This is a genomic window from Bacillus sp. FSL K6-6540, from assembly GCF_038007545.1.
The window spans coordinates 1,148,664-1,168,913 of sequence record NZ_JBBOXH010000002.1 but is presented as its reverse complement, the minus strand read 5'-3'; the positions used below and the strand labels follow the sequence as shown (position 1 = coordinate 1,168,913).

Below are 20,250 nucleotides of genomic sequence, written 5' to 3'. Positions count from 1 at the left end.
AAAGGAAGGACATTGAACCTCCCTCCTTGTTTTGTTTTATTCTTCTTTTGAAGCGGCTGTTTGTTCGCGCACCTGCTTTTGTTTATTGATGTAGTGAATGATCAATGTTACCGCAAATGCAGCGATAATGATAATGAAGAATACAGAGTGCGGCATTTCGTAATGGAAAGCGCTCCCCGCCATTTTCAGCGCGATAATGCCGATTAACACGAATGCTGTGTTTTCCAGCTCAGGAATTTTATCAATCAGCACAAGGAACACTTTTGCCACTGTACGCATCATTAAAATACCAAGCATACCGCCGATCAGAAGCACCCATACTTTTTCAGATACTGCAAACGCGGCTAGGATGCTGTCCACAGAGAAGGCAAGATCCATTAATTCTACTGAAATGACAGTCGCCCAGAAGATCCCGAACGTGCGGACCATCCAAGAGTTTTTCTTCATGCCGTCCGCTTCCTCTTCTTTTTCGCCTATCCAGAAGTGCTTAATGACGAGCCAAGCCAGGTAAAGCGCGCCAAGCACCTTGATCCACCAGAATTTAATGAGAAGCATACCGAGCCCGATGAAAATAAACCTGAAAATATAAGCTCCAAACAAACCATACGTTAACGCTTTTTTCCGCTGTTTTTCCGGCAGGTGTTTAACCATGACCGCAAGAACAAGCGCGTTATCGGCCGATAAAAGGCCTTCCAGAACAACAAGGGAACCGATCAAACCCCAGGAAACAGGATCAGTCAGAACTTCCCCCCACATTTTCCAATCGAAAAATGAAGCATACGTAGACAAAATATGATGTAAAAAGTCCAAGTTTTTTCCTCCTATAATTTGAAACGGTGACTTCTCTATTTGTCACTCGCTTACACTTGCAAACCGTAATTCCGGCACAATGCAGCCAGCCCGCCGGAAAATCCGCTGCCGATCGCATTGAATTTCCACTCGCCGCCGTGTCTGTAAAGCTCACAAACGACAACAGCTGTTTCAATGGAGAAGTCTTCTCCCAAATCGAAGCGAAGAAGCTCATTCTGCGTTTCTTCATCCACAACGCGGACAAATGCATTGGAAACTTGTCCAAAGTTTTGGCTGCGTGCTTCAGCGTCGTGAATGGTCACTGTGATGCCGATTTTCTCAATGTGAGCAGGGATTTTTGAGAAATCAACGATAATCTGCTCATCATCTCCGTCGCCCTCACCCGTGCGGTTGTCACCCGTATGGATGACACCGCCGCTCGGATGTTCAAGGTTATTATAGAAGACGAAATCGAGATCATTTACGCAGTTATCATGCGCATCAACTAAAAAGGCCGAAGCATCCAGGTCAAAATCGTGTCCGCCGGAATACTTGTTTGTATCCCAGCCTAAGCCGATCACCGCTTTTGTCAGTCCCGGATTTGTTTTCGTTAAATCAATGCGCTGTCCTTTTGATAATTGAATGGCCATACTGCCTCTCTCCTTTCTGCTCTTCGTATTTGTCTTAACCGACTTGCAAACCGTAGTCTGTTGCAATGCGGGCAAGGCCGCCTTGGTAGCCTGAGCCGATTGCTGAGAATTTCCACTCGCCGTTATGTCTGTAAAGCTCCCCTGCAATGATTGCCGTTTCAATAGAGAAATCTTCTGCAAGATCGTAACGGATGAGCTCTTCATTTGTTTCTTCATTTACGATGCGGACAAACGCGTTTGATACTTGTCCAAAGTTTTGGCTGCGCGCTTCTGCATCGTGAATGGTAATAACAAATGAGATTTTATCAATGTTTGCCGGTACAGCGCTGAGATTTACTTTTACATTCTCATCGTCGCCTTCGCCAGCACCAGTCAGGTTGTCGCCTGAATGAACGACTGAACCATTGCCGCCTTCAAGCTGGTTGTAGAAAATAAAGTCGTTTGGTGACGCGCATTTGCCTGCGGCGTCTAACAGAAACACACTTGAGTCAAGATCAAAGTCGTGTCCGCCGTCATACTTGTTCGTATCCCAGCCTAAACCGACAACAACCTTTGAAAGACCCGGATTTGTTTTTGTTAAATCTACTTTTTGTCCTTTTGCCAATGAAATTGTCATGTTTCATCCACTCCTTTTCTTTTATACGTATCGGCTGATAATATCTTCTAATCTCGTATCGTTTGTGCCTTCACCGATCGCCGCAAACTTCCACTCACTGCCGCTGCGGTAGATTTCTGCTGTAATCAGGCTTGTTCTGCCGGCGTAATTGTCTCTCAAATTGTACTTGAGCATTTCCTCGTGATTAGATTGATCAACTACGCGGATAAACGCATTTTGAATCATGCCGAAATCTTGTTTTCTTCTGACACAATCGTAAATGTTCACTACAAATACAAGCTTATCGATGTTTCCAGGCACTTTATCTAAATCTATCATAATTTGCTCGTCATCGCCCGCACCGTCACCCGTCAGGTTGTCGCCTGTATGCTGTACACCGCTGCAGCGGCTTTTCAGGTTGCCGAAATAAATCAGGTTTTTCTTATCGGTAAATTTTCCGTTTTCCAGCATCAGCACTGAAGCGTCACAGTCGATATTCGGACCGCCTCCGCCAAGCAGTTTGCTGAAGAATCCTCCGCCTGAGGACACTGGGTCCCAGCCGAGACCGACCATCAATTTTGACAGACCGGCTTTTCCTTTTGTTAAATCAATTCGTTGACCTTTTTCTAAAGAAATTGCCACACGATTCACTCCTACTCATCGAAATGTGAAGATAGTCACATTTATTTTTACGCTCACAAGGAAAATAAGCCGTAAATTACTAATATATACGTTTGTTATTATATCAAAGTTTCGTAAAAGTTAAGAATAATTGACGAAAAACCTCGAAAAAAAACTTCCATATTTGATATATGATTTGCAAATGCTATAAAGTGCGCTTCTTAAACAAACCATTTGACGCGGGCAAGTCATTTTGCCTATTCTGGTGTCACCATCTAAAAACAGACAGAAAGGAAGCGGCCTTTTGATTCATTTAAGCATACTTGATCAGGCACCTGTTTCTAAAGGAGAGAGCCCTGTGACAACTCTTCAGCATTCGGTTGAGCTTGCTCGATTTAGCGAAGAGTGGGGCTATAAGCGTTATTGGTTTGCCGAGCATCACAGCACGAAAGGACTGGCAAGCACAGCGCCTGAAATCATGATCGCCCGCATCGCAGCACAGACAAACACCATTCGTGTCGGATCAGGCGGCGTGCTTCTGCCCCAATACAGCCCATTTAAAGTGGCTGAAACCTTTCGCCAGCTTGAGGCCCTGTATCCAAACCGGATTGACCTCGGCGTCGGTCGTTCCCCCGGCGGCACGACAAAAACCAGGCTTGCATTAACGGACGGGGTGAAAAAAAGCTTAACCGAATTTAACAGACAGCTGCAGGATGTCTCTTATTTTCTAACAGATTCCCTTCCTCCCGACCATCCGTATGCCGGAATCAAAGCGGCACCCCTTATTGGTACGGCACCCGAGCTATGGGTGCTCGGTCTTGGTGAAAACAGCGCAAGACGCGCGGCGCACCAGGGGATTGGATATGTATTTGGGCATTTCATTAATCCCGAGCGAGGAGAAAATGCATTCCGCATCTACCGGGAAAGCTTTCGGCCCTCAGCCCATTTTTCGAATCCATCCGCACTGTTTACGATTTTTGTCATTTGCGCAAAAACAGATGAAGAGGCAGAAGAACTCGCATTAAGCCAGGATTTGTGGCTTCTTCGCGTCGGAAAAGGCTTGGACAGCCGCGTGCCAAGCATCGAGGAAGCGAAAGCTCATCCCTATACAGCGTCCGATAAAAAACTCATAGAAGAAAACAGAAAGCGGATGGTGATCGGTTCTCCAACCACTGTCAAACAACAGCTGTTAGACCTCACAGGCCGCTACGAAACAAATGAAATCATGGTTCTGTGCAATGTGTTTGATTTTGAGGCGAAAAAAGAATCTTATGAGCGCCTTGCCGGATTGTTTCTATAAAAAAAGCAGTTTTCCCTAGGGAAAACTGCTTTTCATGTTATCGGCTTCTTTTTTTGCGCTGAGCTTCTTTTTTGATAAACGTCCAAACTCCCTGAACTGCAAATCCGATTAATAGCAAAACGATCAATAGCAGGGTAATAGACGGACCTGGCGGCGTCCCGAGCTGATAGGATGATGTCAGTCCCGTAAATACGCTGAATAATGAAATGAGTATGGCTGTAATGAAAACCATGTTAAAGCCTTTTGCAATTCTGATGGCGAATGCTGCCGGCAATACGAGCAGGGCCGATACAAGAAGAACCCCGATGATCGGAATAATGACTGAAATCGCAAGGCCTGTGACAATACTGAATGACAACGAGAGAACGTTTGTATTGATTCCCGATGTTTTGGCTGTTGCTTCATCAAACGTCAGCAGGTAGAGCGGCCTTCTCAGTACGATAAAATAAAGCAGGATCAGCAGTGTGATAATACTGATAATATAGACCTGCTGCTGGTTTACTGTCACAAGCGATCCAAATAGGTATTGATCGATGCTCATATTGGCTGTGCCTTTGGAAAGGCTGATTAAAAACATCGCGAAGGACAAACCAGCTGCCATTAAGATGGCAATGGACACTTCTGAATAAGTCCGATACGCCCGCCGCATGTATTCAATTCCGATCGCGCCGATGGTCACGACGACTATGCTTGCTGCGGTTATATTGGTGCTGAGAAAAAAGCCGATGGCAACACCTGACAATGAGATATGTGAAAGTGTGTCAGCCATTAAGGCCTGTCTTCTGAGAACGAGATACACTCCTAGTATCGGAGCCATGACGGCGATCATGCCGCCTGCTAGAAAAGCTCGTCGCATGAATTCCAAGTCAAACATTTCCATCCGCCTTTTTCTCCTCTCTCTAATCGAATCACTTTATCTAAAAATTGCTGTACTTCGTTTTGTTCGTGAGTAACCATCACAACTGTGCGGTTGTGATTTTTCACAAGGTGATGCATAAATTCGTAAAATCCTTTTCTGCTGTCGTAATCAACAGCTGTCGTCGGTTCGTCCAGCATCAGCAGATCCGGGTTGCTGGCGAGCATTCTGGCGATACAGATTTTCTGTTTCTGTCCGCCTGATAAATCACCGATTTTACGATGGCGGAGCTCCCACATTTCCACCATTTTCAGTGCTTTTTCTACTTCAAGATGATCTTCTTCATTTAAACGTTTAAACCATTTCCCTTTTGTGTAGCGGCCTGACTGAACAAGCTCCAGCACCGTGCTCGGAAAGCCGGCATTAAATGAAGAAATTTGCTGCGGGACGTACCCTATGGTCAGGCGTTTCCCTTCTGTATTCCTTTTACTGATCGTCACTGTGCCTTCCCACGGTTTCAGCATGCCGAGCATTACCTTTATGAGCGTCGATTTAGAGGCGCCGTTTGGTCCAGTGATGCCGACGAACTCACCGCTTTCAATATCAAGTGATACTTTATCTAAAACAGGCGTATGGGAATAGCCGAAAACGATATCTTTCAATGAGACGAGATTCATGTTAATCTTCCTTTCTCACAAAGAAATAGTGTGCACCCTCCGGCGCACACTATCTTATGATTTAACCAATAGTGAATCTTTCAGGGCATCGAGGTTTTGTTTCATAATGTCGATATACCCTAAACCTTTATCCTGTTCTTCTTTGCTCAAGCCTTCCAGTGTATTCAGCACTTCTGTCTTCGCGCCGATTTCACTGGCGAGCGTATCTGCGACCTTTGAGGATGCAATTTCTTCAAAGTAAATGACTTTTACATTATGTTCTTTGGCATATGTTTTCAGCTTTGCCAAGCTGGCTGCACTCGGTTCTTGGTCAGGTGACAGCCCTGCAATCGGAACCTGCTTCAAGCCGTATTCTTTTGCCAGATAGCCAAAAGCTGTATGCTGCGTGATAAATTCTTTTTTCTCCGCTTTTTTTGCGGTTGTACGATATAGTTTATCAAGATCCTGCAGTTTTGCAATATATTCTTTACTATTTTTCTCATAGTATTCTTTGTTATCCGGGTCCTGCTTCACGATTTGCGCCGTAATATTTTTAACTTCCTTCTGTGCCAGAACAGGGCTGAGCCATACGTGAGGATCCATTGCATGACTGTGCTCATGCTCCCCATGATCATGCTCTTCGTGTTCTTCTTCAGAGCCTTCCATTAAATCAATACCTTTGCTTGCATTAACGAAAACGGCATGGCCTTGGCCCATGCTTTTTTCAGCTGACGGAACCCATGTCTCCATGTATTCACTATTATAAACGAACAAATCAGCATCCTGAATGTTAGCAATGTCTTTCGGCGTCGGTTCCCAATCATGCGGTTCAACGGAAGATGGGATTAACAGATCCACATCGCCTTTGTCTTTTACAATTTGTTTTGTGAATTCATACATCGGATAGAACGTTGTGACAACGTGCAGTTTATCACCCTTTGAATCCGCCGACCCTTTTGTTGATGAGTTGCCGCATGCTGCAACCAATAAAAAGCACGCTGCAATCACAAACAAACCGCTCCATTTTTTAAACATATCGTATATCCCCTCTTTTTCAGTAACTTTAAATCAAAATGATAACGATTTTGTAATCCTATATCATAATAAACCGAAGTCATTACGTTTTGCAAGAATAAATTTCATTTTCATTTATTCTTCCCGCCTGCAGAGCGAATATATGTACTAAAAAAACCCGGCTAAGAATGCCGGGCTACTTCAATCATTAGTTTGTTTTGTCCAGAAGATAGACCCTGCTCTCATAAGGCCGGAACACCATTTCGTCAGCAAGATCATCGTTGTTATAATTGCTGAGAAGCAGTGAGGCCTGAGCTTTGCCGCAGTTCTTAGGCCACTGAAAAACAGCCTGCTCTTTTGAAAAATTATTGACCGACAAAAGCTGCTGTTTACTGTTTTCTCTCATGTATACAAACAACTGCGGATCGTCCGGAAGCAAAAGATCAAAGCTCCCTTTCATGAGGTCAGCGTACTGCTTTCTCAGGCTGATCAGCTTTTTGTAAAAGTTTAAGACAGAATCAGGATCTCCCTGCGCTTCCTCCACATTGATTGCGGTGAAGTTCGGATTGACCTTCAGCCAAGGCGTGCCGTCAGTAAATCCGGCATTTTTGCCGCTGTTCCACTGCATCGGGGTCCGGGCGTGATCCCGGCTTTTGGCTAAGATCGATCTCATCACATCATTTGGATCATAGCCTTTTTCAAACACCCGTTTATGATACATATTGATCGTTTGGATATCTTTGTAGTCTTCAATCCGGGTGAACGGCGCGTTTGTCATCCCGATTTCTTCTCCCTGATAAATATACGGCGTGCCCTTCATAAAATAAAGTACGGCTGCCAGCATTTTCGCTGATGCTTTGCGGTATTCCCCATCGTCTCCGAATCTGGACACAATCCGGGGCTGGTCGTGGTTGCACCAAAACAATGTATTCCAGCCTTGATGTTCAAGCTTCTTTTGCCATTTTGTCAAAACCGATTTTAAATCAGAAAGCTCAAGGGGCTTCAAATCCCAATGTTCTTTTCCGGGCTGCTGATCAAGCTCCATATGCTGAAAGTGAAAAATCATATTCAGCTCATGCTTATCTGTTCCCGTATATTTCAGGCCTTCTTCCGGTGTGACACTGCCGACCTCTCCGACAGACATGACATCATATTGAGAAAACACTTCATCTGTCATTTCTTTTAAATAGTCATGGATTCGTTCGCCATTTGGCTGAAAGGGCTTCGGCTCTGCCTGCTGATTGATATAGTCCTCATACGAAGGAAGATATTCTTTCTTAGAAATGAGATGGAGCTGATCAATTCGCAAACCGTCGACCCCTTTATCGAGCCAAAATTTCATCATGTCATACACCGCCTGGCGAACTTCGGGATTTTCCCAGTTTAAATCAGCTTGTTTGACGGCATTCATATGGAGATAGTATTCTCCGGTGTGCTCCTCGTATTGCCAGACCGGGCAGCCATAGTCTGAGAGCCAGTCTGTCGGCGGGCCGTTCTTTGTGCCGGGACGCCAATAATAATAGCTGCGGTATTTGCTGTTTTTGTCCAGCTCCGCTTCTTTAAACCACGGATGCTCGACCGAGGTGTGATTTAACACAAAGTCCATCACCAGCTTTAATCCCCGCTGATGCACCTGGTCCAGCAGCTGGTGAAAATCGTCCATTGTTCCGTAAGAATCCATAATCGCCTTATGGTTTGTCACATCATACCCGTAATCAACATTCGGAGAAGGATAGATCGGGCAAATCCAAATCACATCTGCCCCGAGCTCCTTTATGTAGTCAAGACGGGAAATAATCCCCCGCAAATCCCCAATTCCGTCTCCATTGCTGTCCTGAAAGCTTCTCGGGTAAATTTGGTACACCACTGCATCCTTCCACCAGTCCGTTTTCATCCCGCAATCCCCCTGTTTTGTGTTCTATTCAAGCTGAGACGGATAAAGTGTCATTCCGCCGTCGACGAAAAGTGTTGCGCCGGTCACATAGCTTGCTTCCTCAGATACGAGCCAAGCTGCTGCTGCCGCCACTTCTTCAGGCTTTCCGAAGGCTTTCATCGGGATTTTTTTCAATTGTTTTTGCCTGCTCTCTTCCTTTTTCGTATCAACATTTGATTCTGTGGCAATGGTGCCGGGCGCTATCGCATTGACGCGGATTCCCTTATCCGCATAATTGAGCGCCAGCGTTTCCGTCATCATCTTGATGCCGCCTTTGGATGTGGAATACTGAACGTTGACAGGGCGCGGAATCTGCTGATGAACACTTGAGATATTCAGCACATTGCCCTTGATATTGTTTTTCATCATGTGGTTAAGTGCTGCTTTCGCTCCCAGAAAGGTTCCGGTAACATTGACATCAATCACTCTCTGCCAATCTTCAAGACTCATCTCATGCGGCATCGCCTCAACGCCGTTAAAACCAGAGTTGTTTACCATCACATCGAGCGTGCCGAAATGCTCTAAAGCTGTGTCCAAGAGCGCCTGAATCCCCTCTTCTTTTGACACGTCCGCCTCAACTGCGACGGCTTTCCCTCCGTTCTGCTTAATGATTTCCAGGGTTTCATCGGCTCCAGACGGGTCGCTGTGGTAGTTTACAACAACATTCATTTTCTCCTGTCCGAACCGTTCCGCAATGGCTTTCCCGATTCCTTTTGAAGACCCTGTCACAATCGCTGTTTTTCCGGTTAAATCTTTGTACATACTTGATATCCTCCTCTGATTTCTCACTATGCAGTGGAAAATACCCTGTTTTTCCGAGTTGAAAACAGCACAAAAAAAGCAGAGAACCTGTAGTTCTCTGCCATTTCCTATTGAAAACGCTGCTCGGCAAGCTTCTTTTTAATATTCATCAGCCTGCGGTAAAAGAAAGCGGCGGACTCGTAATGTTCCAGCTGATTGAAACGTTCCGCTGTATCATGCAGCAGATCTTCGGCGTCTGCAAGAAGCTGCCTGGATTCCAGCAGGTCAAAGCATTCTGTAAGCACGTTCAGGTCACCGTTTCCAAGATACAGCTCATGAATGAGGCGGAATTTCGTCAAGTACATGTCATCCTCCCATTCAGACGCGCTCTTTATCCCGCGGTCATACGCCTCTACTGCTTTGTCGTATTTTCCCTCTTTACAGTAGATATGGGTCAGTGAAAATACAGCTTGAACAGCTTGCTGAAAGTTGTGCTCCTCAAAAATGGCGGCGGCTGTTTTGAAATAGCCCTCCGCTTCTTTGTAATCACCCAGACTGTACTTACAGTGTCCGACATTATAATAGGCAGCGGCGATCATGTACGCTTCTTCAAGCTGCCTGGCATGATCTAAAGCGCTGCACAAGTGGGTCAGTGCTTTTTCATGATGATACACATCGGTCAAATTTCCGGCGATGATAAATTCACACTGAACCCGGCGGCGACCGTACAGTTCATATTTCGTATAGATATCAAGCGCCTGGCTCGCATAATTCATGGAAAAATACGTTTGTTTGATGTGATAATACACTTCTGCGACTTTAAAAAGAAACTCAGCTTTTTCGATCTCATCCTCGACATACTCGAGCTTTTCCTCGGCATGTTTATAATGGTCAATCGCTAATATGAAATTTTTCTGCTTGAATTCGTACATTCCTCTGAAATAATAAAAGTAATATTCCAATAAGCCCGTGAGTTTTTGCTGATTGCTTTCAATTTCGTTCAGCATATCAGAGAATGGAGGCTTGGTGTCGCTGTCTTTCACCGGCATCAGCTTATCAAGCATGATTCGATGCCGGAATTCCATCAAAGAAAAATATAAAAGCAAGTCCTGGTTCTCTTCCATATCTTCTAAATCGTATTCAATCTCCTGCTTTAACGCTTCTGCTTGATCTGCTTCAAATGCGCGAATGAGCTTGTACCATTCATTCAGCTTTACTGCTACTTCTTCTGATGGAATCTTTGCTCTCATCGGTCTGCCTCCTTCCTCCTGCTACTATTTATGTTATATTTTATCATAGCTGTTCGCTTTTAGAGAGAGTCAATCACTTAAAAGCGTTAACATTCAGCACATCTTGAGAAAGTGAGACCGATATGAAGTTACCCGCAAAAATCTTTGTTATCTTATGTATTCTATTTCTTCTAGATCTTTGTTTTAGTTATATTCGGCATGAATGGCATTCTCAAAACGCCTTGCAGGACATGCCTGTCCCCTCGGATCTTCATCCGATTGTGAAGCAGAATGCCGATGCACTCAAAGCCGCTGCAGCGAATAAAGGCATTACCGTCGTCATTACTGAAAGATTCAGGTCCTTTAAGGAACAAGATGAATTATATAAACAGGGACGTACAAAAAAAGGGAATATTGTCACCTATGCAAGAGGAGGGGAATCGTATCATAACTATGGTTTAGCGATTGATTTCGCCCTTCAAAAAAGGGATGGAAGCATCATATGGGATATGGAATATGACGGCAATCAAAACGAAAAATCAGATTGGCTGGAGGTTGTCGAGATCGCTAAGACACTCGGTTTCGAATGGGGCGGGGATTGGAAACGATTCAAGGACTACCCCCACTTGGAGATGATTCCTAACTAGACACCCCTCACAACCTTTTCTTTTTCCTTATGTGCGCATCAATATAGGAAGGGTAAACCGGCTTATAGACAAGTTTGTAGTGCTGGTCACTGCCTGCAGTAAAGTCAGGCTGCCATTCCAGCTTCACATCAAAAGCGGCTAAAAATGCTTCTCTCGCTTCTTCAGCGGAAACATCCGGCCTGTGATTTATCGCTTCCAATTGTTCAGGTTCAATATCAGGCGCCATAAAAGCGTCAATCAACCCAGTTTCCGGATTGACAATGATGCGGGCAGCGCCGAACCGCAGCGGCACTCCTTTATACCAGACAGAAAAATGGTTGCGGACTCTCCCTCTTTCATCAATTCGGACGGGATTCACCCTGAAAAACTCAGCCGCTCTCGGATAGAGGGCATACAAAAATTGAAGCGCTATCTCTTGGCATTCTTCCGTGGAGCATTGGCGGTTGTTCTGCCGCTCCATAAAAGAAAGCGCTGCTTTTAATTTTCCGGTTCTTTTATCCGTCTTCATTTTGATTGTGTTTTTATTTCTCGTTTCAAAATAGCTTCCTATGCTTAAATCCTTACGCTCCGGCGCAGCGCCCCTGCGCCACGTGCTTCCAATTTGTTCCCCAAAGTCTCTTTCACTGACTTTCTGCATATCAGAGGTAAAACCCAGCAAGGCAAATATATCAACTTCTTCCTTGTTCTGAAGCGGCGGCAGTGGCGCCGTGTTTTCTATTCTTTCATCTGCGATATGCTGGTCGGGCACAATTTCGTCTACATCTGCGGGATAGCTGTATCCCGGGAGAATCGGTTCATAAACAAGCCTTGGTTCCTGTTCGCCATCAATGACATCGTACATCAGCTCAAAAGACATTGTGTTTAAGTAATGGGACACAACCTTCTCTTTTGCTACAAATTCCGTCGGAACTTCAGCTTTATGCCCTTTTCCGTAATATAGAAAGTGGACAATCTGACCGCTGCGTGTCATATCAATTAAAAAACCTGAATTGGGAATCGGAAGCCCCAGCTCCATTTTGGTATAGACAAACCGGATGTGCTCCCCCCGTTCTTCCTTGCCTTGAAAATGAAAATTCATAAATGTGCCGGAATGATGGGCAGCGGCAAACTGAAGAGCCGTCAGCTTCAGCTCGGCATCTGGAAGTTGTTTGTCTGTCTCGGAGCGGACAGTTGTTGAAAAGGTGAGCAAAGCGCCGTCATTTCTAAGTTCAACTGTAATGTGCTTTTCCGGATCTTTAGGGTCCTTCCAGATAAAATATGCCTGCCCGTTCTTCTTTTGCTTTTGGTCGTAATCTTCTATCTCAAGCTCATAATGCGTCGGTACATTTCCGATCTCCTGCGCCTTCTTTTTCAGCTGTTTATTAACCAATGAAGTCATCCCTTTCAAAGAGTCTACGACAAAGAGAATCCTGTTTATTATATAAAAAGACCTTTCTTCTTTTAAAGTGAAGAAAGGTCCTTTTCTATTATTGTCATTGTTTTTCGAGATTCTTTCTGTTACTTTCATCACATACTCTCTTCTATATCTGAGGCAATTGCGTGACTTTTGGCTGTTTCACCATATGCTGAAGACAGGCTCTCCTGTATGTGCATCGATAAAACGCGGATACACCGGCTTATAGACGAGCCGGTAGCTGTGTTCTTCATCATCCCCGTACTCTCTTTCCCAGCCAAGCTCAACTTTAAAATGCTGCCAAAAGATAGACTTGGCTTGTTCAACTGAAATAGCCGGCACAGGATCAATGGTTGCCAGCTTATTTGGGTCAATATCCGGTCCCATATAAACGGTGATATACCCTGTCTGGCGGCTGACACAAATTCTGATCTGCCCAAATCGGATCGGAACCCCGTGACAATGCGCTTCAAATGTAAAACCAGCGACTGCGTTTTCTTCTTCATCCTTTTCATCGTATCTGATCCTAAAATATTGATCGGCATTCGGAAATAAAGCAAACAGAAAGCGAAGCGCGATTTTTTCGCACTCTGCCAAAGTTACTGTCAGCGGCCCTTTTTCCTCCATAAATGACATGACGCCTTCGAGTTTTCCGGTTTCTTTGTTATAGATGGTTTTCAGCACTTGATGAGTCCGTCCCTTAAACCAGCTGTCCATGCTTTTATCCGCCGGCTGATACACAGGGTCATCCGGATTCCGCCAAACGATTCCGATTCTCCCATCTCCCAAATCCGCTTCCCGCTCTTTGACAAACCCATTTTCAATACCAATCATGCTGTCAGGATCGGCCTTTTCGCGGATGCCCTCGAATAAAGGGAGAGGAAAGCTCTCCGGCTCCCTGTAATCATCGTCATCATCAACCCCTCCTTGTTCTTCTTGAACCAAATCCGCAGGTACGGTAATCGCCCTACATTCAGGCTCATACACCAAATGCGGCTGATCATCTCCGTTTTTGTAAACAGAACGATGGAGAACCTCAAACAAAAGGTCGAACTCCACGTCCTTCTTGATAAAGGCAAGTGCCTCTTCAACATCCGCGACCCTCTTTGGCTTGATGATGCTGCCCGCTTCGCCGTAATAGCGGAAGTAAACGATCTCACCTGATAAGGAAACATCAGCCATAAATCCGCTCATGGGGAGAGGAAGCCCAGCCTCCATTTGAACATATGAAAATCTCACTTTATCGCCGTATGCACGGTCATTTTCTTCACGAACAAAGGCAGAGAGTGCCCCCGGATGATGAGTCTCGACAAATTGGCGTATGATATCCTCTAGTTTCTCCTCAGACAGCCTTTCTCCGCTTTCAGGCTCAATATCACGGGAAAGGGATTCCAGCTCCCCGTCCGGTCCAAGTTCCACGATAATGCCGATATTCTCATCCTGAGGATCTGTCCAACAAAAACAGACTCTTTTGTCATCACCGCCATAATCTTCAATTTCCAGTTTTAAGTGTGTCGGCACCCGGCCGATTTCCAGTGCTTTTTGTTTCAGTCCCTCTTTCTTCACAAAGGCAGCCCCTTTCATCCTTCTTAAGTTCCCTCCAACTAATCAAAAAGTAATAGTCTAAAATACACAGTTTTCTGAGTTTACCAGTTTTACCAGAACATTTTTCACCAAAAATAGGATGATGAACCTATTCAATATAAAAGCTAATAATCTTAAAATTAATTCCGTTGTAACTTTTTATAGGTCCATTCATGACAAAGGAGGGCGGAGTTTCCAGAAAATCCGGTGAAAACCGTGAGAAAAGAACTGATTTTTTTGGTTATATGATGCTAATCCATTCAAAAAGATCCATTTCTCAAAGACAAAAGACTCCCTTTCCTAAACCATTTGAGGAGGAAAAATGAATGTTTCAGAAAAAAACGTACGCTGTTTTCCTAATTCTTCTGCTGATGATGTTTACAGCTGCTTGTTCCGGCAGCAAAACAAGCGCGGAGAAGAAAGAATCAGAAACAGAAAAAAGCTCAGATATAGCTCAAGTCAAAATCAAGGATGTCTCTTATACGCTTCCGTCTAAATATGATAAGTCCACTTCAGATGACCAGCTTGTGTTAAAAGTCAATGTCGCGGTGAAAAACACAGGAAAAGACCCGTTGAATGTAGACAGTATGGATTTCACATTGTATCAAGGTGATACCAAAATGTCTGACACAGACCCTGAAGACTATAGCGAAAAGCTTCAAGGCAGCACGATTAACGCTGACAAATCCGTTGAAGGAAATCTTTTCTTCGTTGTAGATAAAGGCAAGCAATACGAGCTCAACTATACGCCGGAATCTTACGGTGATAAAAAGCCAAAATCAGTTACTTTTAAAATTGACGGAAAAGACAAAAAAATCCTGGCGACGGCAGATAAGCTCCAAGATTCTGCAAAAGCGTTATCAGCTTATGTTGATGTCCTTCTTTTCGGCAAAGATAACGCCGATTTCGAAAAAATCACCGGCGCTAACAAAAATGAAATTGTAAATGATTTCAATGAATCAGCCAAAGACGGTTATCTCTCAGCTTCCGGCCTTTCCAGCACATATGCGGACAGCAAAGCGCTTGATAATATCGTGAACGGCATTAAAGAGGGATTAAGCAAAAACTCTTCCATTCAAGCAAAAACGACTTCAATCTCTAAAGACGAAGCAATTGTTGAAGCCACAGTTAAACCTGTAGATGCATCTTCTCTTTCAGACCGTATCGAAGACAAAGTGAAAGACTACTACAGTAAAAACTCTAGTGCCAGCTATGAAGAGGCAGTGAAATACGCGCTTCAAGTCTACCCTGAGGAATTTAAAAAGCTTGGACCTGCTTCATCTGAAAAAACAGTTGAAGTAAAAATGAAGAAAAATGACATCGACCAATGGCAGCTTGATATGGATGATTACAGAGCAGCAGAATTAGTCGAAGCATTCATCAAAGAATAAAACACCAAAAGGAAATAGCCTCGGAGGCTATTTCCTTTTTTATTTGAAAATGTCGCTGATGAAATTCACTTCATCTTCGGTCAGTTCAATGTTCAAGGTTTTCAGGTTATCCTGTAATTGCTCAGGTCGTTTAGCTCCTGGAATAATGGCATCAATCGCCGGTCTCGTTAACAGCCACGCCAAGGCGACATGTGCCGTATCCGCTTGTTTTTCCTCTGCTACTGCTTTCAGCTTATCTACTTTTTTGAGATTTTGGATAAACGTTTCACCCTGAAATTGAGGTTTATCCTTTCTGAAATCATCAAAGACTGTGTCTTGCGTGAATTTTCCTGTCAGCAGTCCGGACGCAAGCGGAAAGTAAGGAATAAAGGAGATGCCTTGTTTTTCACAGTATGGAAGAAGCTCTTTCTCGGCATCACGCTGTATGAGAGAATATTCGGCCTGGAAGACCTCCAAATAGCCGTCAGCATTAAAATCCTGCAATTGCTGATAATCGAGGTTCGAAGCGCCGATCGCTTTGATTTTCCCCTCATCCTTCAGCTCTTTCAAAGTGCCCGCCACTTCAGCGAGAGGTGTTTTTCCATCCGGAAAGTGAACATAATACAAATCAATGTAATCTGTTTTCAGCCGCTTCAGGCTCTTCTCGACCTCGCTGCGAAGAAACTCCCGGCTATTGTCTAGTTCAATGCTGCCGTCCACTTCTTTATGAGCTCCTTTGGTGGCGATGATGAGCTCATTCCGCACGCCGCGTTCCTGTACGACTTCGCCGATTAATTCTTCAGACCGCCCCAATCCATATATAAAGGCGGTATCGATAAAGTTGACGCCGCCATCCAATGCCGTGCGCACTAAATCCTTCCCTGTTTCATCATTTAGATTTGGAAATAGATTATGCCCGCCGACCGCATTCGCGCCGAATCCGATCCGCTTCACCTCCAGCTTCGTTTTGCCGAGTGTACGTGTTTGATCCATTGTTCCTTCTCCTTTGAAACCAATTTTGATGAAAAATAGTGCAGGGTCACTTTTTGTATTAGATATCCTTTTTCTATTTTCCTTCTTTTTTCAGGATATACAAAAAGGAGAAAGTGTATTTCTCCTTTTGCAAGTTTATTTTGGAAGAACCCATTTGTCTTTCAGGAAGCAGGCTCTGGCTAGTAAAAAGAAGATGGCGATGAGCACGGCGATGGTTCCTGACGTAGACAAAATGGCAGCCGGGTCAACCATCCCGAATAAAAGCTGTTTAAATAACGCATGCAGGTTCAGAAACGGGATGAGAAAGTATGATAAGTCAAATTGGTTCGGTGCCTTGCTGAAGATGAAAAACATCGGGAACACAGGCAGAAAGACGACGAGAGACATATAGCTTTGCGCTTCTTTTACCGAGCTGGACATGATGCTGATGAAAAGTTCCATCGCAGATATCAGCAATGCAGAGAGCACAATGATTAAGGCTGAAGCGCCGATTACACTCCACATATGATCTCCCAGCTGGAAGGCCGTTTTTAAATTTTCGGTAAATAACACGGTGGACAAAATCAAAAACACCAAAGCCAATACACCTGAAGCCACGGCAAAAGTGGAAACCGCAAGCCACTTGCCGACCAGCACTTTGTTTCTGCTGACTGGCGTTAATAGCAGCGCCTCGATTGACTTCCGGTCCTTTTCACCGGCCATGATATCAAGAGCGATCGGCATTGCGCCGGAAACAATGGAAGTCAGAATCAGCATGGGCAGAATGGCGGAAAGCATAATAGCGGAAGTCCCTTTCTCCTCATCCGCTTCCTTTTGCTGAATCGTAAACGGCTGGATCACCGATTGATCAATATGCTTATTTGTTAAACGTTGCTGCACAATTTCATTTTTGTACTGATCTAAGGCAGACTGCACAAGCTGCATGGCATTTGACGACCCTTGATCGATTGAATTACCGTAAACATCAATCTTAAAAGGTGTCATGCTGTTGACATATGAGTCGAACTCTTTCGGGACGTTCAGATAGGCATCTGCTTTTCCTTCATCAACTGCCTCTTCAGGCTTTGCAAATGTTTTTACGCTGATTTCGTCAATCTCATTAAGCTTGCTTTCCAGTGCGGGCGGAAGCGAATGGCCGACAGCCAGCGTGTACTGCTCCCCTTTGTCGGACAGCATGCTTTCATAAAAGAAGACAAGTCCAAGCATCATAATCATCGGCACTAAGATTGTGAGTAAAATCGTTTTTCTGTCGCGCAAAGCGTCGATCATTTCTTTTTTATAAATATGGCTCAGCATTTAAGAAATCCCCCTGACAAGCTTAGACATAAAGATGTAATTCAAATCCTCACTGCGCTCGCTCTCGTATAGTGATTCAAGCGCCCCTCGGTAAATCACCTCTCCGCTGTGAATCATGATGACACTGTCACAGAGCGCCTGCACTTCCTCCATAATGTGGCTGGAGAAAAGAATCGTTTTTTGTTCTCTTTTCAGCTGCTGTATAAATTCGCGGAAGATGTTGCTTGACGTAATATCAAGCCCAGTTGTCGGCTCATCAAATAAAATGATGTCCGGATCGTGAATCAGCGCTCTGGCAATGGCGACTTTCTGCCTCATGCCTTTCGAAAACCCGCCCACTCTCCGGTTCATATAATCGCGCATGCCGAACCGTTTCGATAAATCTTCTATTCTTGCTTTGATCTCGTGGCGGTTCAGCCCATACAGCCTGCCGAAGTATTGGAGATTTTCTTTAGCGGTCATCCTGTCGTAAAGCCCGGTTTCTCCTCCGAATAAGACACCGATTCTTTTTTTGACCTCAGCCGGCTGCTTGACCGTGTCAAAGCCGTCTACTGTGATTACACCCTGTGATGGTTCAAGCAAGGAAGCAATCATTCTCAGCATCGTGGTTTTGCCGGCACCGTTTTCTCCGAGAATGCCGACGACTTCTCCTTTTTCAATTGTTAAGCTTACATCTCGCACCGCTTTGACTACTTTTTTCTTATCCTGAAACCTGCGGCTGCAATCGGTCAGTGTAATCATGTCACAATCTCCCTTATCTTTATTTCTAGTAATGACTATATACGAAAAGCTGGATTAGTTGGATAAAGTTGTCGCGAAGAGTTCTTTTTATGTCGTGAAATGGGATAGAATAAAGATGATTCTATGTAACTAGGGGAATGATAATGGTAAAAGTCGGACTTGTAGATGATTATCGAGTAGATTTAGAGAAGCTGGAAGCGATCGTGTCCAGAATGCAGGACGTCGAAATTGTCTTTTCCACCGATTCAGCGAAGGAAGCCTACAGGCGGGTAAAGAACGGAGACATTGATCTGCTGCTTGCCGATATCGAGATGCCCCATATGTCTGGCTACGAGCTTGCTGATTTGATCAAATCCCATTCACTTGATGTGGATGTGATTTTTGTTACCGGCCACGGCGGTTATGCGGTTCACGCCTTTGACCTGAACGTCCATGATTATATTATGAAGCCGTACTATGCCGACCGTCTGGCCGCTTCCTTCGACCGGTACTTGAAAAAGAAAACGGAAACGAGTTTGAATGGGCGTATATTGATAAAGCAAAAGTCTGAAATGCACGTCCTGCAAAAGAAGGATATTATTTTCGCAGAACGGACGGGACGTTCGACGACGATTGTGACAACCGCCGAAGAGGTGCAAACGTATCAAACATTAAATGATATTAAAGGCGACCTGCCCGAAAAGGATTTTCTTCGTTCGCATCGTTCCTTTATTATCAACATTCATTACATAAAGCATTTTTCCGCTTATACCAAGCATTCATTCACAGTTTCCTTTGAGGGAACGTCTAAAAAAGCGATGATCACCAAGCAGCAGCTTGATTATTTTCAAAACTACTACTTTTGAGGAGTTCAGAACGTGATTACCCTTTTTCAATGTCTTTATCTGGTTTTATTTAGTTTCATATGTTATCAGGGAGCTGCTGCTCTTTCACACAGCACAGCCGCCTCTTGGCTCACCGCTGTTTTAGGCGCAGCTGCTGCAGGATTGTACATTTGGAATACGAAGCGGGTGTGGGACTGCTGTTCCTTCCAGCTTTGTGCGTGGATTGCGGTGATTCAAGTGATGTCGGCGGGAGTAGTGCTGATCGGCACAGACATCATGCCGGCATTATGTGTAATCGCGATATTTGCAGGGTGTGAAGGGCTCCGTATCGGACAGTCTGCTTTGCAGGCAAGGCTTTCTGATCAAATTGATAAGCTGACTCAAGCTGAACAGCACGCCAATCAAATGCTGATTGATGTCAGAAGCCGGAATCATGACACAATGAAACATATCACTGCAATCAAATCAGCTCAGCCCAAGGCAGATACACAAGCATATATTCAAAACTGGGCGGATCAATACAGTCAATATGACCGATTTTTGAAGGGAGAGAACGCGTACGTTGCAGGGGTGCTTTATGATTTTTTAGAAAAAGCCCGCGCCTCGAATGTGAGTGTTTCGCTGCATATGCATACACCGCTTTCTTCCCTTCCATTTTCGCCTGCTGATCAGGTCAGCTTGGTCGGCAACATATTAGAAAATGCGCTCGACAGCGCGGAGGAGGCCCGAGAAAAAGCAGAGATTAAACTCGAGACTTCACTGCGCAGCGGACTTTATGTACTGACTTGTGAAAACAGCACTCCCGGGATGGACCCAAAAGTGCTCGATACAATCTATCAATCGTTTGGCCGCTCAACGAAAAACGGCGCTCATGAAGGCATGGGCACATATATCATTCAAAAACTGGTGAAGGGCGCTTTTGGCAGGCTGGATTTTACCTACCGCCACTCCGTCTTCCGGTTAGAAATCAAAATTCCGTTTCAGAAATAAAAAAACCTTGAAAAGCCTGGCTTTTCAA

The 20,250-nt window shown here is 44.6% G+C and carries 21 protein-coding genes; 6 read left to right on the top strand and 15 right to left on the bottom strand.

Going from position 1 to position 20,250, the window contains the following annotated elements; genetic code table 11:
• Nucleotides 1-36 precede the first annotated feature (36 nt).
• Genes MHH82_RS38450 through MHH82_RS38435 form a run of 4 tightly spaced genes read right to left on the bottom strand, consistent with a single transcriptional unit; the run spans nucleotide 37 to nucleotide 2,676 of the window.
• Nucleotides 37-810: a TerC family protein gene (locus tag MHH82_RS38450; RefSeq protein WP_003246458.1), complete on the bottom strand. Its 774-nt coding sequence runs from the start codon at nucleotides 808-810 to the stop codon at nucleotides 37-39.
• 50 nt (nucleotides 811-860) lie between these two features.
• The gene (locus MHH82_RS38445; RefSeq protein WP_003241242.1) at nucleotides 861-1,439 is read right to left on the bottom strand and encodes a TerD family protein; all 579 of its coding nucleotides are present in this window, start codon (nucleotides 1,437-1,439) and stop codon (nucleotides 861-863) included.
• A gap of 34 nt (nucleotides 1,440-1,473) precedes the next feature.
• Complete coding sequence (locus MHH82_RS38440) at nucleotides 1,474-2,055, bottom strand: TerD family protein (RefSeq protein WP_003234723.1); 582 nt, start codon at nucleotides 2,053-2,055, stop codon at nucleotides 1,474-1,476.
• Between the two features lie 21 nt (nucleotides 2,056-2,076).
• Nucleotides 2,077-2,676 (bottom strand): TerD family protein, encoded by a 600-nt coding sequence (locus MHH82_RS38435; RefSeq protein WP_072175243.1) that lies wholly within the window; start codon nucleotides 2,674-2,676, stop codon nucleotides 2,077-2,079.
• A 283-nt stretch (nucleotides 2,677-2,959) separates the two neighbouring features.
• Here MHH82_RS38435 and MHH82_RS38430 point away from each other — a divergent pair, with 283 nt between their 5' ends.
• Complete coding sequence (locus tag MHH82_RS38430) at nucleotides 2,960-3,955, top strand: LLM class flavin-dependent oxidoreductase (RefSeq protein WP_038828536.1); 996 nt, start codon at nucleotides 2,960-2,962, stop codon at nucleotides 3,953-3,955.
• A gap of 37 nt (nucleotides 3,956-3,992) precedes the next feature.
• On the opposite strand, the gene znuB is transcribed toward MHH82_RS38430, so the two are convergent.
• From znuB to rapJ, 6 genes are all read right to left on the bottom strand, one after another.
• A complete protein-coding gene (gene znuB / locus MHH82_RS38425; protein WP_003246340.1) occupies nucleotides 3,993-4,835 on the bottom strand; it encodes a zinc ABC transporter permease ZnuB in 843 nt (280 codons plus the stop codon).
• Nucleotides 4,793-5,488: a zinc ABC transporter ATP-binding protein ZnuC gene (znuC, locus tag MHH82_RS38420; protein WP_014475714.1), complete on the bottom strand. Its 696-nt coding sequence runs from the start codon at nucleotides 5,486-5,488 to the stop codon at nucleotides 4,793-4,795. Before znuC ends, znuB begins: the two co-directional genes overlap by 43 nt.
• A 54-nt stretch (nucleotides 5,489-5,542) precedes the next feature.
• Nucleotides 5,543-6,502, bottom strand: a complete 960-nt coding sequence (locus MHH82_RS38415) for a metal ABC transporter substrate-binding protein (protein WP_003234733.1) — start codon at nucleotides 6,500-6,502, stop codon at nucleotides 5,543-5,545.
• Between the two features lie 187 nt (nucleotides 6,503-6,689).
• Entirely contained in the window at nucleotides 6,690-8,375 is a 1,686-nt protein-coding gene (locus MHH82_RS38410; RefSeq protein ID WP_072175244.1) for a glycoside hydrolase family 13 protein, read from the bottom strand.
• Nucleotides 8,376-8,399: 24 nt separating this feature from the next.
• Nucleotides 8,400-9,176, bottom strand: a complete 777-nt coding sequence (locus MHH82_RS38405) for an SDR family oxidoreductase (RefSeq protein WP_003234739.1) — start codon at nucleotides 9,174-9,176, stop codon at nucleotides 8,400-8,402.
• A gap of 107 nt (nucleotides 9,177-9,283) precedes the next feature.
• Nucleotides 9,284-10,405, bottom strand: coding sequence for a response regulator aspartate phosphatase RapJ (gene rapJ / locus MHH82_RS38400; RefSeq protein ID WP_064672038.1), 1,122 nt, complete (start codon nucleotides 10,403-10,405; stop codon nucleotides 9,284-9,286).
• A 122-nt stretch (nucleotides 10,406-10,527) separates the two neighbouring features.
• On the opposite strand from rapJ, the gene cwlK reads away from it, so the two are divergent.
• Complete coding sequence (gene cwlK, locus MHH82_RS38395; RefSeq protein WP_064672039.1) at nucleotides 10,528-11,031, top strand: peptidoglycan L-alanyl-D-glutamate endopeptidase CwlK; 504 nt, start codon at nucleotides 10,528-10,530, stop codon at nucleotides 11,029-11,031.
• A 7-nt stretch (nucleotides 11,032-11,038) separates the two neighbouring features.
• On the opposite strand, the gene MHH82_RS38390 is transcribed toward cwlK, so the two are convergent.
• Both MHH82_RS38390 and MHH82_RS38385 read right to left on the bottom strand, forming a co-directional pair.
• On the bottom strand, nucleotides 11,039-12,400 hold the full coding sequence (locus tag MHH82_RS38390; protein ID WP_064672084.1) for a YcdB/YcdC domain-containing protein: 1,362 nt from the start codon (nucleotides 12,398-12,400) through the stop codon (nucleotides 11,039-11,041).
• Nucleotides 12,401-12,586: 186 nt separating this feature from the next.
• Complete coding sequence (locus MHH82_RS38385) at nucleotides 12,587-14,008, bottom strand: YcdB/YcdC domain-containing protein (protein ID WP_124048553.1); 1,422 nt, start codon at nucleotides 14,006-14,008, stop codon at nucleotides 12,587-12,589.
• 173 nt (nucleotides 14,009-14,181) lie between these two features.
• Here MHH82_RS38385 and MHH82_RS38380 point away from each other — a divergent pair, with 173 nt between their 5' ends.
• Nucleotides 14,182-14,334 (top strand): hypothetical protein, encoded by a 153-nt coding sequence (locus MHH82_RS38380; RefSeq protein ID WP_021481864.1) that lies wholly within the window; start codon nucleotides 14,182-14,184, stop codon nucleotides 14,332-14,334.
• Nucleotides 14,335-15,399 carry a DUF4352 domain-containing protein gene (locus MHH82_RS38375; RefSeq protein WP_003234750.1) on the top strand — a complete coding sequence of 355 codons (1,065 nt, stop codon included), beginning with the start codon at nucleotides 14,335-14,337 and terminating at the stop codon, nucleotides 15,397-15,399.
• Between the two features lie 39 nt (nucleotides 15,400-15,438).
• Here MHH82_RS38375 and MHH82_RS38370 read toward each other — a convergent pair whose 3' ends face one another.
• From MHH82_RS38370 to natA, 3 genes are all read right to left on the bottom strand, one after another.
• A complete protein-coding gene (locus MHH82_RS38370; protein WP_120027751.1) occupies nucleotides 15,439-16,371 on the bottom strand; it encodes an aldo/keto reductase in 933 nt (310 codons plus the stop codon).
• 135 nt (nucleotides 16,372-16,506) lie between these two features.
• A complete protein-coding gene (gene natB / locus MHH82_RS38365; protein WP_072173729.1) occupies nucleotides 16,507-17,667 on the bottom strand; it encodes a sodium ABC transporter permease NatB in 1,161 nt (386 codons plus the stop codon).
• Nucleotides 17,668-18,408, bottom strand: coding sequence for a sodium ABC transporter ATP-binding protein NatA (natA, locus tag MHH82_RS38360; RefSeq protein ID WP_015252894.1), 741 nt, complete (start codon nucleotides 18,406-18,408; stop codon nucleotides 17,668-17,670). It lies immediately after the preceding gene.
• Nucleotides 18,409-18,551: 143 nt separating this feature from the next.
• Between natA and natR the strand changes: the two genes are divergently transcribed.
• Both natR and natK read left to right on the top strand, forming a co-directional pair.
• On the top strand, nucleotides 18,552-19,253 hold the full coding sequence (natR, locus tag MHH82_RS38355) for a two-component system response regulator NatR (RefSeq protein ID WP_003234759.1): 702 nt from the start codon (nucleotides 18,552-18,554) through the stop codon (nucleotides 19,251-19,253).
• A gap of 12 nt (nucleotides 19,254-19,265) precedes the next feature.
• On the top strand, nucleotides 19,266-20,222 hold the full coding sequence (gene natK, locus MHH82_RS38350) for a two-component system sensor histidine kinase NatK (RefSeq protein ID WP_015715194.1): 957 nt from the start codon (nucleotides 19,266-19,268) through the stop codon (nucleotides 20,220-20,222).
• Nucleotides 20,223-20,250: the final 28 nt, after the last annotated feature.